This is a genomic window from Streptomyces sp. HUAS ZL42 (genome assembly GCF_040782645.1).
Classification (GTDB): domain Bacteria; phylum Actinomycetota; class Actinomycetes; order Streptomycetales; family Streptomycetaceae; genus Streptomyces.
The window spans coordinates 61,077-76,747 of sequence record NZ_CP160403.1 but is presented as its reverse complement, the minus strand read 5'-3'; the positions used below and the strand labels follow the sequence as shown (position 1 = coordinate 76,747).

Annotated in this window: 7 protein-coding genes and 12 pseudogenes; 14 read left to right on the top strand and 5 right to left on the bottom strand. The window is 67.8% G+C overall.

The window, feature by feature from the left end:
- The first annotated feature begins 248 nt into the window (after positions 1-248).
- Positions 249-902, top strand: coding sequence for a hypothetical protein (locus tag ABZO29_RS00415; protein ID WP_367318126.1), 654 nt, complete (start codon positions 249-251; stop codon positions 900-902).
- An 860-nt stretch (positions 903-1,762) separates the two neighbouring features.
- Here ABZO29_RS00415 and ABZO29_RS00410 read toward each other — a convergent pair.
- Positions 1,763-2,167: pseudogene (locus ABZO29_RS00410) on the bottom strand (helix-turn-helix domain-containing protein); the annotation flags it as partial.
- On the opposite strand from ABZO29_RS00410, the pseudogene ABZO29_RS00405 reads away from it, so the two are divergent.
- From ABZO29_RS00405 to ABZO29_RS00365, 9 genes and pseudogenes are all read left to right on the top strand, one after another.
- Positions 2,167-2,556: pseudogene (locus ABZO29_RS00405) on the top strand (flavoprotein); the annotation flags it as partial. The pseudogenes ABZO29_RS00410 and ABZO29_RS00405 overlap by 1 nt on opposite strands.
- A gap of 4 nt (positions 2,557-2,560) precedes the next feature.
- A pseudogene (locus ABZO29_RS00400) lies at positions 2,561-2,970 on the top strand (IS630 family transposase); the annotation flags it as partial.
- Between the two features lie 809 nt (positions 2,971-3,779).
- Positions 3,780-4,661 (top strand): annotated as a pseudogene (locus ABZO29_RS00395) (discoidin domain-containing protein); the annotation flags it as partial.
- Positions 4,662-4,739: 78 nt separating this feature from the next.
- Positions 4,740-5,438, top strand: a pseudogene (locus tag ABZO29_RS00390) (chitosanase); the annotation flags it as partial.
- Positions 5,439-5,618: 180 nt separating this feature from the next.
- A pseudogene (locus ABZO29_RS00385) lies at positions 5,619-6,053 on the top strand (cysteine/serine endopeptidase inhibitor); the annotation flags it as partial.
- A gap of 42 nt (positions 6,054-6,095) precedes the next feature.
- Positions 6,096-6,395: pseudogene (locus ABZO29_RS00380) on the top strand (fibronectin type III domain-containing protein); the annotation flags it as partial.
- 27 nt (positions 6,396-6,422) lie between these two features.
- Positions 6,423-6,554 (top strand): annotated as a pseudogene (locus tag ABZO29_RS00375) (carbohydrate-binding protein); the annotation flags it as partial.
- A gap of 77 nt (positions 6,555-6,631) precedes the next feature.
- Positions 6,632-7,414, top strand: a pseudogene (locus ABZO29_RS00370) (Tat pathway signal sequence domain protein); the annotation flags it as partial.
- Positions 7,397-8,161 (top strand): fibronectin type III domain-containing protein, encoded by a 765-nt coding sequence (locus tag ABZO29_RS00365; RefSeq protein WP_367326012.1) that lies wholly within the window; start codon positions 7,397-7,399, stop codon positions 8,159-8,161. The pseudogene ABZO29_RS00370 and the gene ABZO29_RS00365, both read left to right, overlap by 18 nt.
- A 639-nt stretch (positions 8,162-8,800) precedes the next feature.
- Here the strand turns inward: ABZO29_RS00365 and ABZO29_RS00360 are convergent.
- The 3 genes and pseudogenes from ABZO29_RS00360 to ABZO29_RS00350 form a co-directional block, all read right to left on the bottom strand.
- Positions 8,801-8,908: pseudogene (locus tag ABZO29_RS00360) on the bottom strand (IS110 family transposase); the annotation flags it as partial.
- A 746-nt stretch (positions 8,909-9,654) separates the two neighbouring features.
- Positions 9,655-10,844 (bottom strand): annotated as a pseudogene (locus tag ABZO29_RS00355) (IS1380 family transposase); the annotation flags it as partial.
- Entirely contained in the window at positions 10,765-11,262 is a 498-nt protein-coding gene (locus tag ABZO29_RS00350) for an AMP-binding protein (protein WP_367318125.1), read from the bottom strand. The pseudogene ABZO29_RS00355 and the gene ABZO29_RS00350, both read right to left, overlap by 80 nt.
- 192 nt (positions 11,263-11,454) lie before the next feature.
- On the opposite strand from ABZO29_RS00350, the gene ABZO29_RS00345 reads away from it, so the two are divergent.
- From ABZO29_RS00345 to ABZO29_RS00330, 4 genes and pseudogenes are all read left to right on the top strand, one after another.
- A complete protein-coding gene (locus tag ABZO29_RS00345) occupies positions 11,455-12,303 on the top strand; it encodes an alpha/beta fold hydrolase (protein WP_367318124.1) in 849 nt (282 codons plus the stop codon).
- A complete protein-coding gene (locus tag ABZO29_RS00340; protein ID WP_367318123.1) occupies positions 12,296-13,153 on the top strand; it encodes an SDR family NAD(P)-dependent oxidoreductase in 858 nt (285 codons plus the stop codon). The genes ABZO29_RS00345 and ABZO29_RS00340 overlap by 8 nt, the downstream gene beginning before the upstream one ends.
- A gap of 60 nt (positions 13,154-13,213) precedes the next feature.
- Positions 13,214-13,291: pseudogene (locus ABZO29_RS00335) on the top strand (hypothetical protein); the annotation flags it as partial.
- A 592-nt stretch (positions 13,292-13,883) separates the two neighbouring features.
- On the top strand, positions 13,884-14,747 hold the full coding sequence (locus ABZO29_RS00330) for an alpha/beta fold hydrolase (protein ID WP_367318122.1): 864 nt from the start codon (positions 13,884-13,886) through the stop codon (positions 14,745-14,747).
- On the opposite strand, the gene ABZO29_RS00325 is transcribed toward ABZO29_RS00330, so the two are convergent.
- Positions 14,669-15,667: an AMP-binding protein gene (locus ABZO29_RS00325; RefSeq protein WP_367326011.1), complete on the bottom strand. Its 999-nt coding sequence runs from the start codon at positions 15,665-15,667 to the stop codon at positions 14,669-14,671. The two genes, ABZO29_RS00330 and ABZO29_RS00325, sit on opposite strands and share 79 nt — an antisense overlap.
- Positions 15,668-15,671: the final 4 nt, after the last annotated feature.

Genomic DNA, 15,671 nt, shown 5'->3' with positions numbered 1-15,671 from the left:
ACTGCCCGGTGGCAGCCGATGTTCGAGGGCCTGATGGCGCGGGTGGCGGGCCGTTTCTCCCGGGTGGAGCCGCGACGCAGGGCACGGGCGTTCTGGGCCTGCTCGCGGAGCTGCCGCGCGCTCACAGTGCGCGTGAAGGCGAATGACGGATCGGCGGAACGGCCTGACGGTCAACTCCTCGGTAGGTTTAGATACTTGAGGCACATCAGCCACATCCAACCCCTACATCCCCCCACGAGGAGACCTTGATGAAGGTGTTAAAGCGGAGCCGCGCCCGAGCGGCCCTGCTGGCGCCTGCCGCCGCCCTGATGCTCTTCGCGTCCGCAGGTACGGCCAGCGCGAACTCCAGCCCCGGCTGGGGTGACGACAAGCCCGACGTACTCTCTGACTGCAACCAGGGCAACGCCGACCTGTGCCAGTACCATGAGATCAACGCCTGGACCTCGTACGGCGACTGGCACGAGTCGAGCAACGTGTTCTCGAACTGCTCGGGCACCGACAACGCCACGTTCCAGATCGCCAGCGCCTACGCGACGAACACCTCGTACTCGTACCAGCAGTCCACGAGCGTCGAGGTCAGCGCGGGATTCAGCGACACGATCGAGCTGGGCATGAAGGCCAGCACGGAGACCTCCGAGACCTGGACCCTCGGGGACACCCGCACCAACACGCAGACCGTCACCAGCACCGTCCGCCCCGGATACAAGGGCGGTTACTCGTTCCGTCCGCTCGTCCGGCACTCGCAGGGCTGGATCGAGGTGCACTACGGCAAGCGCGTCGACGGCCACTACTACTGGTACTACCCCGGCCAGGGTTCCGATGGCTTCCGTATCGACACCCCGGTCGCCTGGTCGGACGGCTCCCTCAAGGGCGAGCTGAAGTGGGAGACGTGGAAGTGCTGACTCGGCCGGGCTGTCCAGGCTGGCCCTGAACCTTGCGGCACCACGCCTCACGCACGGCGTGAGAGGAGGGCCGGGTGACCCGGCCCTCCTGCTCGGTTCCGGCTGTTTTCCGAACCCAGGCGTTCGGGGTGCGGACGGCGTCCCAGTTCTGCAGGAGCTTCACAAAGGCGCTCTGTGTCGCATCCCACGCGTCGTCCAGGGTGGCGCCGTGCTTGTACAGGAAGATGGCCACGCGACTCACATGGGACTCGTAGAACCGCGCGAAACTTCCGTCGTATGCGCCCATCGCGGTCAAATCCCGCTCCCGATCGCCGGGGGAAGACGGCGTGCCGCGCTGGGACACATGCACGAGCATGGCATGTGCAAGCATGTGCGGCGCGGGCTCGCCAGCGGTGGTTCCGTGATCAGGCATCCGTTCTTCCGGGTGGAGTGAGCTGTCACCGGATAAGAGCGCTGCGATCAAGCAAACGTGAAAGATCATCGGGGCGCCCGGCGACGTCCCTGCTCGAGCCGACCCGGGTGGAGACTGCTGCGCCAGCGCAGCACCGGGTGTCAAAGTCCTTACGCAGGGATGAACCTCTGCCAACATACCTCTGGATCACGGGGATTCGGACGGTCGCGCACGATCTGCTCTCATCGGCCACCGGGGTGAACCTGGGCAGTGGGGAGCACGGGGTTGACGCACTGGCGGCGCTCGCGGAGACTGCTCACCGGTGCACACCTGGGGCCCGCGCTGAAGGCATCCGCCGGCGTCGTGGCACAGCTGCTGGGAGGTGTATGAAGGGGCGGGGATGGAGCAAAGGGCATGCGTGGGTTCCGCGCCCGAGCTGGGAGAGGGTCCGCACGCGGCAGCCGCGGCGAAGGGCCTGCCACAGTTCGGTGGACGGCGTGGAACAGGCGGTGTGGGTCAGTTCGGCGATCAGCCCGGGCAGATCGCGGGCGGCGTTTCGCAGGTGCGTGGCCCGGACTTCGGCGCACAGCCGGTCAGCTCCGGCGATGAGCTGGTCCGCTCGCCGCGTGGTGAGGTCGGGGTGGGGGCCCAGGTCGTACAGGTCGAGAGACTCCCGGATCGGCCGGATCAGCTCGGCCAGCCGATCGCGCTGCAATTCGCTGACATACGGCTGCCCAGTCAAAATCGTCACGTCGACCTTGAGAGCACGGGCAACGGCAGCCACGAAGTCGGCTGTTGCCGGACGTGCCCCGCATTCAACCTGGTTGAGCAGGCTATAGGAATACGGCAGCAGGTCCGCCAACTGCCGTTGGGTACAAGATGCCCGGGGAACCGGACGTCTGGCCGCAGGCCGATGTGATTGCCGTGGCGCCGGCCACCTTCAACACGATCAACTCGTGGGCCCTCGGGCTCACCCACGACTTCGTGGTGGGCGTGGTCGCCGAGGGCATCGGCAAGAAAATCCCGACGGTGGCCATGCCGTGTGTGAATGCGGCCTACGTGCAGCACCGGCAGTTTGAGCGGAGCGTGGCCGAACTCCGTGAGATGGGCGTACGAGTCCTGTACGGCGAAGGTGGCTTCGTGCCCAACCAGCCCGGTCAGGGCAAGCCGAAGGAGTGCCCCTGGCGCCTGGTCGTCGAGCCGTCGGGGAAATCCTGGGCGAGCGGTAGCCCCAGCACTGGAACGCTTGGATGCGCAGTGTGAGCAGCGGGTCACCCACGACTACGTGCGAGCGGGCACAACCACACTGTTCGCCGCGCTGGAGGTGGCGACCGGCAAGGTGATCGGTTCACTCCACCGCCGGCACCGCGCCGAGAAGTTCAACGCCACCCACAAGACCCGGCCATCAAGACCTGGCTGCTGGCCCACCCCCGCTTCCACCTGCACTTCACTCCCACCGGTTCGTCCTGGCTCAACTTGGTGGAGCGGTGGTTCGCCGAGCTGACGAACAAAGCAGATACGGCGAGGCGTCGCGTCCACGCTCTGGAGAAGGACATCCGGGCTTGGATCGCCGCTTGGAACACCGACTCCAAGCCCTACATCTGGACGAACAGTGCGGACGAGATCCTCGAACGCCTCGCCACTTATCTGAACAGAATTCCTGACTCAGAAGACTAGCCTCGATCTTGCATGAGGGCCCGTCAGCAAGCTGACGGGCCCTCATGCAAGATCGAGGCTAACGGAGTCCTAATAGGGGATGACTGCGTTGCCCCCGGGCCGGAACATCGACCATGTGGACGTCGAAGACGACGGCTGACAGGTGGCTGCGGCGGACCGGCGCGTAGGGTGCCGGGGTGATCGCGATGCCAGAGGAGTTCGCACGGGGCACCGTCGACCGCGAGGGGGAGGTCGGGGCGGCTCGCCGAGCGTCGGCCCCGGCTGGACGTCTCCTCGCAGCGGGCTGAAGTCGACGTCCAAGTGCGGGTCGTACGCCCTGGACACAAGGCTTTCTTCGCCACGTCCTGGGCCTTGTTGCCGTTGGGGTCGTAGGCGTAGGTGTGATCATCCTGGCTCTGTTCTTCCGCTCCAGAATGCCGTCGGATTGCCGCCCCGCAGCACGTCATTGCCCCGGTGCCGTCTCCGGCAGGAGCAGCCAGGCCCACATGGATGGCAGTACCAACGTCCTTGCTATGTAGGGCTGTTACGTGCTGCGCGACGCAACCCCTACTGCCTTACCAGCCAGTAGGGGGTTGCGCCCTGCATGACGGCAGCCCTACTGTCTCACGCGCAACAGCCTATTAGGAAACTTTCCTAACCATCTTGCAGCGTCACCGGCTCAGACCGAGCCGTCCACGCACATCGTCACCGGTTCGGACCGAGCCGGGAGTTCCCGCAGCCGTCCCCGTGCGGCGCCGTACGGGCGCCCGCCGCGCCGTTGCCCCCTTCCCCTCCTCCTGGACTGCTTCCTGAACGGAAAGGGCACAGCCATGCGTAGAAACATCATGCTCTGGCAGGCGATCACCGCGACCGTCCTCACTGGTGGTCTGGTCGCCGGCTACGTCGGGCTCACGCCCGCGTCCGCCGCCGGTACGAACCTCGCCCTCGGCAAGACCGTCACGGCCTCCTCGACGGAGGGCGCCGGCTTCGAGCCCACCAAGGCCGTCGACGGTTCCGCCTCCACCCGCTGGGCCAGCCTCGAAGGAGTCGACAACCAGTGGATCCAGATCGACCTGGGCTCGGTGACCGACGTCGGCCAGGTTGTGCTCAAGTGGGAGGCCGCCTACGCCAAGTCCTACCGCATCGAGGTGTCCGACGACGCCTCCACCTGGCGCCAGGTCTACAGCACGACCACCGGTGACGGTGGCACGGACAACCTCACCGTCACCGGCTCCGGGCGCTACCTGCGCGTGTACGGCACCCAGCGCGCAACCGCATACGGCTACTCCCTCTACGAGGTCGAGGCCTACGGCGGGTCGGCCACGAGTCCCAGCCCCACCACGCCGCCGGACAGTACAACCAACCTGCTCGCCGGGCGGCCGACGTCGGTCTCCTCGGTCGAGGGCGCCGGCTTCGAGGGCGGCAAGGCCGTCGACGGCTCGACCGGCACCCGCTGGGCCAGTGCCGAAGGAGTCGACCCGCAGTGGCTGCGCGTCGACATGGGCAGTACGAAAACCGTCGGCCGGGTCGTTCTCAAGTGGGAGGCGGCGTACGCGAAGTCCTACCGAGTGGAGCTGTCCGACGATGGCTCCACCTGGCGTCAGGTGTACAGCGCGACCACCGGCGACGGCGGCACCGACGACCTCACGGTCAGCGGCTCGGGGCGCTACGTGCGTGTCTACGGCACCCAGCGTGCAACCGCGTACGGCTACTCCCTCTACGAGGTCGAGGCGTACGGCAGCAGCTCGTCCACGAGCCCCAGCCCCACCACACCACCGCCGTCCAGCACCGCGAACCTGGATGACCCGTACAAGAAGGAGAACGCCATGAAACTTGTGTCCTCCTTCGAGAACTCATCCCTGGACTGGCGGGCGCAGTTCGCCTACATCGAGGACATCGGTGACGGACGCGGCTACACCGCTGGGATCATCGGCTTCTGTTCCGGCACCGGCGACATGCTCGACCTCGTCGAGCGCTACACCCAGAAGAAGCCCAGTAACCCGCTGGCGCCCTACCTGCCGGCGCTGCGCGAGGTCAACGGCACCGATTCGCATGACGGGTTGGGCACGTCCTTCGAGAATGCCTGGCGCACCGCCGCCCAGGACTCCGTCTTCACCAAGACGCAGGAGGAGGAGCGTGACCGGGTCTACTTCAACCCGGCGGTCGGCCAGGCCAAGACGGACGGCCTGAAGGCGCTGGGCCAGTTCGCCTACTACGACGCCGCGGTCATGCACGGCGAGGAGGGCTTCCGCGCGATCCGTTCGCGGGCTGTCTCCCGGGTGAGGCCGCCCTCGCAGGGCGGCAACGAGGTCACGTTCCTGCACGCCTTCCTCGACGAGCGGGAGGAGGAGATGCGCAAGGAGGAGGCGCACAGCGACACCACACGGGTCAGCACCGCGCAGCGCAGGTTCCTGAACGAGGGCAACCTCCACCTCAACACCCCGCTGTACTGGAGCGTCTACGGGGACTCCTACTCCATCACCTCCTGACAGCTATGCGCCTTCCAGTCCGCCCGGGGGCGCCCTCCCTCCCCGCCGCCCGGGCAGTCACGGCCACCCTGGCCGTCCGTCCCATACGCCCCGCTCGGACGGCCCGGGTGGCACGGACCCTGCACGCCTCCCCCACTGCCAGGCCACGTTGCCCGCAGACGGTCGTTCCTCTCCCTTGATGTGCCGTCATCCCCGAAGCCGGGACGAGATCCCCGTGCCCGAGGAGAACACGTGCGTCTCGCACCACAACACACGCTGCGCTGGGTCACCCCGGCGATCGGCGCCATGCTCCTGTTCGTGTCCGGCACCGGGCCCGCCTCAGCGGTCCCGATCGGCGAGTCCCGGACGGGCAAGATGACCTGGTACGACGACACGGGCTACGGCGCGTGCGGCACGCAGATCAACGCCGCCACCGAGGACCTGGTCGCCGTGTCGTACGCGTGGTGGACCACCGCCAACCCCAACGCGGACCCGCTGTGCAACGGCATCTCCGTCCAGGTCACCTACAACGGCCGGACGATCACCGTGCCGGTGAAGGACAAGTGCCCGGGGTGCCCCGCCGAGCACATCGACCTGAGCAAGTCGGCCTTCCAGAAGCTCGCCCCCCTCGATGTCGGTGTGGTCAACGGGATCACCTGGAAGTTCGTCTCCACCAGCGGTGGTGACAGCGACACGCAGGCGCCCAGCGCACCAAGTGGCCTGTACTCCCCGAGCAGGACGTCCTCCAGTGTGTCCCTGGCCTGGAACGCCTCCTCGGACAACGTCGGTGTCTCCGGTTACGACGTGTACCGCGGTACCACCAAGGTCAGCACCGTAACCGCGACCACCGCGACGGTGAGCGGCCTGTCCCCGAGCACGAGCTACTCCTTCACGGTGAAGGCCCATGACGCCGCGGGCAACGTCTCCGCCGCCTCCAACAGCCTGCCGGTGACGACCAGCGCCGGCAGCGGCGGCGGGGGGACCTGCCCCACGGCGTGGACCTCCACCCAGTCGTACATGCCAGGTGACGTGGTCTCGTACGCGGGCCACAAGTACACCGCCACCTACTACTCCACCGGCGCGGTCCCCAACGACTCGACGTCCTGGGCCGTCTGGCGCGACGACGGCGCCTGCTGACACACCCCCGCCCCAGAAACCTCCTCCCCTCCCAGCAACATCACCTGCACCTGACAGCCTCGCGAAGGGACTGACACATGAAATACAGACGTAGGTTGGCGGCTCTCGCGGCCGCATTCGGCCTGGGTTTGCTCGGCCTGGGCGTGCCCTCCACCCCCGCCGAGGCGGCTCCGACCTGGACGCTGCGCTGGGCGCCGGATCCGACGGTCCAGGGTCTCGGTGCCTTCGAGACCCTGGAAGACGACCGCGCCGACTCGCACACGAGTTTCGGGCCGCACATCAAGGTGGCGGGCGACGCCTACCGGTTCGACATGCACATGGTCGACCGGGACACCTCCACCGACCGGCAGCGCCACGAGGTCACCGGCAACCGGACCTCGTCCTCCTCCTACCTCCAGTGGAAGCTCGGGGAGACCTGGCGGGTCACGTACTCGATGTACATCCCCAGCTCCCTGATGGCCACGACCACATTCACGCACATCATGCAGACCAAGCAGCCGGGCCCCGGCACGTCCCCGATCACCGTGACCTCGCTGCGCCGCGTGAACGGCGTGCAGACCATCGAGCACAAGGTCATCGCGGGCGACGTCACGGTCGGCCGGACCAACCTCGAACCGCTGCAGAACAAGTGGATCGACATCGAGTACGAGATGAAGATCGGCGACGGCACGGCGGGCTCCGTCCGCTGGGTCGTCAAGAGCGCCGGGACCACGATCGTCGACGCGACCAAGACCGGCGTCGACACCTTTCTCGCCGACCGGGTCCGCCCCAAGTGGGGCATCTACCGCTCCCTCGGCGACACCTCCGGCTCCCTGCGCGACACCTACCTGCTGCTGCGCAACATGCGCGCGTACGAGCTCACCGCCGGCACCCCGGGCGACACCCAGGCGCCCACGGTCCCGGACGCTCTGCGCTCGACCGGCACCACTGCCTCCAGCGTCTCCCTGGCCTGGAACGCGTCCTCCGACGACACCGGCGTCACCGGCTACGACGTCTACCGCGACGGCACCAAGGCCAGCACGGTGAGTGGGACCAGCGCGACGGTGAGCGGGCTGGCCACGAGCACGAGCTACTCCTTCACGGTCAGGGCCCGTGACGCCGCGGGCAACGTCTCCGCCGCCTCCAACAGCCTGCCAGTGACGACCAGCGCCGGCAGCGGCGGGACTGACACGCAGGCGCCCAGCGCGCCCAGTGGCCTGTACTCCCCGAGCAAGACGTCCTCCAGTGTGTCCCTGGCCTGGAACGCCTCCTCGGACAACGTCGGTGTCACCGGTTACGACGTGTACCGCGGTACCACCAAGGTCAGCACCGTGACCGGGACGAGTGCGACGGTGAGCGGGCTGTCGGCGAGCACGGGCTACTCCTTCACGGTGAAGGCCCGTGACGCGGCGGGCAATGTGTCCGCCTCTTCCAACAGCGTGTCGGTGACGACCGACGCCGGCGGCGGGGGGATCTGCCCCACGGCGTGGTCCTCCACCCAGTCGTACGTGCCAGGTGACGTGGTCTCGTACGCGGGCCACAAGTACACCGCCACCTACTACTCCACCGGCGCGGTCCCCAACGACCCGACGTCCTGGGCCGTCTGGCGCGACGACGGCACCTGCTGACGCACCCCTGCGTTGCCGCCACGCGCCGCCACGCGTGGCGGCAACACCGCCGCCTCGCCCACCCCTTCCTACCAGCAGAAAGCTCTTAGCTGCCGGAGCGTCCTCCGGTGGCCGTCTGCCCCCATGTCCCACGAACAACGCACCCAGCCCCACGGACACCGGCAGGATCACCAATGCGCACAGGGCAGCGAAGACTCGGAGCACTCACCGCGGCGGTCACCGCGGCCCTCATCCTCCTCGCCGGCGGCTGTACCGACCGCGTCGGCACAGGGGTACAGCCGGTTGCGGCAGGTGACCTGGCCGGAGATCGACAAGCACGGCGATTACATCAAGAGCCTGCGCGAGGTGCTGCCGCTCCTCTACCTCCATGGGCTGTCCAGCGGGACTTGCGGTCCACTCCCAGCGACGCGGCCAGCTCGCTCTTGGAACGGGGCCCGGCCCCAGGTGGTGATCTAAACCGAGCCCTTGGACGACGCTGTTAGCGGCCCGGCTTCGCCGCCGAGATCCACACCAGATTGCCGCGCTCGTCGGTTGGGGTTGGTCCACTGACCGAGGAAGCCGTAGTCGATCTGGGCTTCCAGGCCGGGCTCGACCTCGTCGCGCAGGACGGTGACCTGCCTCGGTCAGCGGATGTCCCCGGGTCGCCACGATGGCGACCTCGTTGCCGCGCCGTGCCTTGATGCGTTGGTAGAACGCGCGCAAAGGCCCCGGGGAGCGGGAGGCGACCCAGGCGGCCTCGACCAGCATGCGGGCGGGAAGCGGCACCGGATCTGGGCCTTCGTGAACGGGCGGGACTGGACCGGGCTGATCAAGGGCTGGTTTACGGTGCCCTGGTCACGACGCGGGGCGATCGTGACTTCCTTCGTCGGTTCCAGCGAGGTCACCACCGCCCGCCACAACAAGATCACTGCCAAGCCGCGGTAGGACCACGAGAACGATCAGGGCGATCCGGCCGGGCGGGAGCTTGCGCCAGCGCGAGCCGATCTTCTTTAGGTGCCCCCCGCCCGAGCCGAATCGGCAGCGGGGGGAGCGGGTCAAGTGACGTTCAGCCCCGACGGACGCCGAGTGGCGACAGCCGGCAGTCACGGGGCTGGCTGCACCGCCCCCCCGCCGGCCGCTTCACCGCCCTGCCGCAGCCCCCTGCCACCGACTGCGGCCCCACGCCCCGACCGGCACGAGCACCCGGCCTCACCCCACGCCAGCCCCGCGACCTGCAACTTCAGGTTGGACAACACCAATGAGTTTCCAGGGCACTGAGTAGAGGGTGCGGCCCACCCTGATGTGGATGTCCGGGCCGACCGTTAGCAGTTTCCACATAACTGGAACGCTAACCTCGATCTTTCGCGAGGGTCCGCCGACGGAGTCGGCGGACCCTTTCGCTTTCCGGAGCTGATGGTGGGCAGGCCGGCGGCCCGGTTGTCGCGTCGGGTGGGCGCCGGGTTCCACTGCCCGGGGCGGGTGATGTTGTCGTCGGGACGGCGGGAGGTTGCTGGTCAGCCGGGGGTGGTCAGGAGCGCGAGCCGTTCGAGGGCGGTGGTGATCTCGCCGGTCCAGGGGTGAGGCGGAGAATCTTGCGTCGGCCGGTGGTGACGAGCTGAGCGGCCGTGGAGAACAGGCGGAATCGCAGGCGGCGGGGTTCCCAGAGTCGGGCCTTGCCGGTGAGGGCGAGCATGGGCATCCAGGCCAGCAGGTCGAGGGCGATCTGGACGATCTCGAGCCAGACGTTGTTCTGGGCTGTTGTGTGGAGGGGCAGGTTGCGCAGGCCGGTGGCCCGGGCGGACCGGATTCGGTCCTCGGCCCGGGCTCGCAGCCGGTGACGGAGCTCGAGGGCGGCGATCGGCCGGTCAGGGGTGTTGGTCGCGAAGCACGTGATCCGCATGCCGTCCGCGTCCGTGATTCTCAACTGGGCGCCAGGATGGGGCCGTTCCTTTCGGACGATCAGTCGCATGCCCTTGGGCCAGCCGTCCAGGAGCTTGCCGGTGAGCTCGGCGAACCAGGCCCCGTCACGGGCTTCACCGTCGGTCTCGACGGCCGGGGTCCAGGCTGAGGCGGGGACCTTCAGCACGTGTTCGTGGATCGCTTCGGTGACCGTCATGCCGACCGAGTAGGACAGCCAGCGCCCCCGCTGGGCGATCCAGGAAACGAAGTCGTGGGTGCCGCCTGCGGAGTCGGTGCGGATCAGGGTCTGCCGCCCTCGCCGGTAGTGCTTGGGCAGTTGGGGCAGGGCGAGTTGGGCGGTGATGTGGTCGGCTGCCGTGTTGGAGCCCGCGTTTCCCGGCCTGAGCAGGGCGGCAACGGGCTCACCGGTTCCGCCCGGTCCGTGGTCGAGGAAGGCCGTCAGGGGGTGATGGCCGTAGGTCTTCTTCCAGGTCGGGGCAGCGTCCTCCTTGTCGGAGTGGGCGATCACGAGGACGCCGTCCAGATCGATGACGACCTGGCCGTCGGCGTCCGGGGCGTTCTTGCCAGCCAACGACCAGGCACGATGGCGGACTTCGGAGCGTGCGGACCGGATGGCCTGCAGGGCTTTCTCACCGGAGGCGGCGAGGGTGTCGATCAGGCGGGAGATAGTCGGGTCGGAGGCGACCGGGCCGAAGACGGTCGGCTCACACCGCAGCATCGCGACGTCCGCGAGGCAGTCCCCGCCCAGTGCTACCGCCAGGGCGACGTCCAGGAGGGGCCGCCCTGCCGATCGGGAGCTCCGCGCTGCCCTCGGAGGCGAAGTACGCCTTCGCCTCCGAGTCTGTGAGGTGGTAAGCCACTTCGCGCGCCTTGAGCAGCACGTTCAACGGCACGACGGTGGCGCCCGCCTTCAGGATCCCGAAGTAGATGATCGTGAAGGACGGCAGGTTCGGACAGGAGAGGGCGACCTTGTCGCCCCGCAAGATTCCGCGCGACACCAGCAGGTTGGCGACCTGGTTCGAGGCGGCCTCGAGCTCGGCGTATGAGAGCTGGTCCTCCCCGTGGACGATCGCGGTGCGTTCGGGGTGGCGGTCGGCTGAGTCGGTCAGCAATCGCGGCACGAGGCGGCTCGAACTGTGCACGATGGGTTCCTCCAGGTCGGCGCGTCGCCTGTAAGTGGTCGGCCGTAATATTACGGTCATAAGAAGATAGGTCGGGGTGGCGGCTGCGGCAAGGTCGACTCCGTCGAAGCTCTTGCCTTCCGTGATCGAAGTCTGACCGGCGGGATGTGTTGTCCTGGGAGGGCCGTGAGGCTATTGTCTTACGATCGTAAGATGAACGACCGTAATACCAAGTCGCGTGATGCTGCCTCGCGCCCTACCCATGAGGTCCAGATGAAGACAACGAAGACGATCACGTGGATCGACGTGCCGACCCGCACGATCGACGTCGACGGAGTGCCGTTCGCCTACCGAAACCTCGGACCGGCCGACGGCGTGCCCGTGGTGTTCCTGCACCACCTCATGGCCGTCCTCGACGACTGGGATCCGAGGGTCATCGACGGCATCGCTGCCCACCGTCGCGTGATCGCGTTCGACAACCGAGGAGTCGGCGGATCCGGCGGATCCGTGCCGCACACGGTCGAGGAGATGGGTCGGGACGCCGTCGCCTTCATCAGGGCGATGGGGCTTGAGAAGGTCGACCTGCTGGGGTTCTCGCTGGGTGGCGGAGTCGCGCAGATGGTCACCCTGCAAGCACCGGAGCTGGTGCGCCGGGTGATTCTCGCGGGAACGGGTCCACGGGGAGCCGGGGATCTCGACGCGATGACGAAGATCGTGGCCAGCGCGTACGCGAAGGCAGCGCTCACCCTCAACGACGCCAGGGCCTTCCTGTTCTTCCCCCGCGATTCGGCGGGCAAGCAGGCGGCGAAAGACTACTTCGTGCATCTCAAGGAGCGCACCCAGGGTCGTGACAAGAAGATTTCGCTCCAGGCCCGGCGTGCGCAGGTGAAGGCCATCCGAGCCGCCGGCGTGCACGAACCCGACGACCTCTCGGTCATCACCCATCCGGTCTTCATCGCCAACGGTGACCACGACCTGATGGTCGCGAGCAGCCACTCGGCCGACATGGCCCGCCGGATCCCGAACTCGCGACTGACCATCTACCCGAACTCAGGGCACGGTGCCGTCTTCCAGCACCACCGCGAGTTCGTCGCCGAGGCTCTCGGGTTCCTCGGTGAGTGAGCGCGAGGGCACCTCGATCGCGGGGAAGGTCGCCCTGGTCACAGGTGGCGCCCGGGGCCTGGGAGCCGCAACGGCGCGAGCGCTGAGCGCTGCGGGCGCCCGCGTGTTCGTGCTGGACCGACAGCATCCGGATCCCGCCGAGAGCTTCGACGAGCGAGTCAGCTCCCTGGTCGGCGACGTCACCGACCTGGACGGCATGACCCAGGCCGTCGAGACCATCGGCCGAAACGCCGGTCGTGTGGACATCGTGATCGCCAACGCCGGCGTGGTCGCCCGCGGCGCCACCGTGCGGGTGTCGGCACCTGCGACGGTCGACCGGCTCTTCGACGTGAACGTGGGGGGCGCGCTCAACACCGTCCGCGCCGCCCTGCCCGCCCTCATCGAGAGCCGGGGTCGGCTCGTGCTGATCTCCTCGGTGTTCGCCTTCGTCAACGGAGCCGGCGCGATCCCCTACGCGATGAGCAAGGCTGCGGTCGAGCAGCTCGGGCGCGGACTACGGGTCGAGCTGGCGCGTTATGGCATCAGTGTCACCACGGCGTACTTCGCGATGATCAACACGGACATGATTCGGCAGAGCGTCGACGAGGACCCGGCGGCCCAGGCTCTCCTCGACACTCAGCCGAGGTTCCTGCGCAAGCGGATCAGCCCCGAGGAAGCGGCCGGAGCGATCGTCGACGGCCTGCGCCGGAGGAATCCCCGGGTGTTCCGCCCCCGTAGGTGGGCTGGGGTCTCCAGGCTCCGGGGTCTCGTCGCGCCCTCCCTGGACTCCCAGCTGGCTCGGGACACCACCGTGCAGGACATCCTCGGACGCCTCGACGCCCGCGAGGGTGAGGACCTCCTGACGTCCTGAGATGCTCCGGCGGCGACGCCATCGCCTCGTCGGGGAGGATGGGCAACGAGGCGCCGGCGAATCGAGCCACAGCGCGTACGCCGACAGCACTACCGACATCTGGCCGACCATTCCGGTGTTTCCAAGCCCACCCTGTACCAGCTCTTCGAAGGCAAGGACGAGCTGATCGCGGCCAGTCTGGAGTGGCGGGCTGTCACCTCCCAGGGTGGGCTGCCGAGCCGGGACGGTGACGCGGCTTCGGCGCGTGAGCGCATCCTGCGCGTCTTCGATGAGTTGGCCGCGCGGTCGTCCTCGGCCGACTTCTGGGGCTGTCCGTATCTCGCCGTGCAGGTCGAACTCAAGGACCCGGAGCATCCCGCCAGCCGCGTCGCGCGGACCGTGAAGCAGGGGCTTACCGACTTCTTCCGTGCCGAGGCGGTCCGGGGGCGCGCATGTAATCCAGGGCTGTTGGCAGTTGACGCTGCTCTACGACGGAGCGAGCGCTCGCGCGGGCATCAAGGCCGACGACCTGTCCAACTTGATCACGCTGACCGTCGTCACGCTCCTGAACGCGGCCGGGCTGGAGTGAAGGGCCGGCCTTGGCGCTGGCGAGCGGGTCCGGGCGGGGCGGCATGGGCACTCGATCTCGGGTTTCAGCTCCGCCTTGGCGTATAGAAGTACGGTCGTAATTTAAAGGTGTGGGTGATCCATGGAAAAGGGCGCCCCGGATCTCAAGCGAAGGAGAATGGACGTGACCGGAACAGCAGGGGAAACCGAGAAGCTCGGGAACGGTACGTGGCAGACCGTTCCGACGCGGACGATCTCCGCCGACGGAGTCGATTTCGCCTATCGGGAGCTGGGGTCCGGCGGTACGCCGGTGGTGTTCCTCACTCATTTGGCCGCGGTTCTGGACAACTGGGATCCGCGGGTCATCGACGGTATTGCCGCCAGTCGGCGGGTGATCACGTTCGACAATCGAGGCATCGGTGCTTCGACGGGCAAGACTCCCGCCACGGTCGAGGAGATGGCCGAGGATGCCGTCACTTTCATTCGTGCGCTCGGGCTCGAAGAGGTAGACCTGATCGGATTCTCGCTCGGGGGCATGGTCGCGCAGGCCGTCGTCGAGAAGCATCCCGGGCTGGTGCGGCGGCTGATCCTCGCGGGGACGAGTCCGGCCGGCGGAACCGGCCTCGACAGGGTCGCGCGGCTGACGTTCTACGACATCTTCCGGGGGGCTTTCACCCGCCAGGACCCGAAGCAGTTCATGTTCTTTCCGCGCTCGTCGGCGGGGACGCGTGCGGGCAAGGCATTTCTGGCCCGGCTCGGTGAACGGAAGGTCGACCGGGACAAGGAGATTTCCGTACCGTCCTTCATGGCACAGCTGAAGGCGATCAAGCGGTGGGGCAAGCGGCCGGCGGCCGACCTTTCCGTTGTGCGTCAGCCGGTGCTCGCGATCAATGGAGACGCCGACCGCATCGTTCCCAGCCAGAACACCGAGGAGCTCGTGCGGCGTTTGCCGGACTGCGAGGTTGTGCTTTATCCGCAGTCGGGACATGGTGCGATCTTCCAGTTCCACGAGGATTTCGTGCGGCGGGCCGTTCGGTTTCTGTCGTGACCGTCGCGACAGCCAGCCTTCACTGCCCAGCGGCCCCCTGGCCCCGCAAGACCGCCGGCGTACGAGCGGACCTTGCGGGCGGGGGCTTCTGGCGTCCGGGCGTCAGAGGGGTCGCTACTCCTTGTTCTCGACGGACTTGGCACCGAAGGCGCGTCCGAGAGCGGTGACCTCGTCCGCTTGAACTGCTCGTGAATTTCGCCGGGGAGCGCCGAACCGCCGGATACCGCGACGCGGAGGTTCGAGGCCAGCCGGGCGACGTCAACGCCGTCGCCCAGAGCCCCGAGAAGCCCCCAGTACATGGTCGGGACACCGCCGAAGAACGTGACGTCATGGTCCAGCATCAGCTGCAGCGCCCCCCGCGCCTCGAACCGGGGCTGGAGGACGAGCGTGCCGCCGAAGGCTATGGCACCGTTCTGGACCACGACCTGACCGAAGGCGCGGAACAGCGGCAGGACGCACAGGTACGTGTCGGGGCGCTCGGCGTCGACCTCGAACAGATCGACGGCGGCGCGCACGTTGTCGTACACGTTCTGGTGTCTCAACTCCGCGCCCTTGGGCCGGCCGGTGGTGCCGGAGGTGTAGAGGATGGCCGCGGTGTCCTCGTCATCGCGCTCGACCGTCGCGAATGATCCGGACTGAGCGGCGACGGCGGGCCCGTACAGCTGACCCGGCCCGATGCCAGGCAAGGAGGATCCCTCACCGATCAGGAAGAACTCGGTGCATCCCTCGGTGTCCTGGAAGCCCTCCCATGCCTCCTTGCCCATCGGGAGCTGCGGTGTCCGCTCGAACGCGAAGTACGCCTTCGTGTCGGAGCCGCCGAGGTGATAGGCCACCTCACGGGCCTTCAGCAGCACGTTGAGAGGCACCACGGCCGCGTCGGCCTTGAGGATCCCGAAGTAGATGACCGTGAACTGCGGCAGGTCC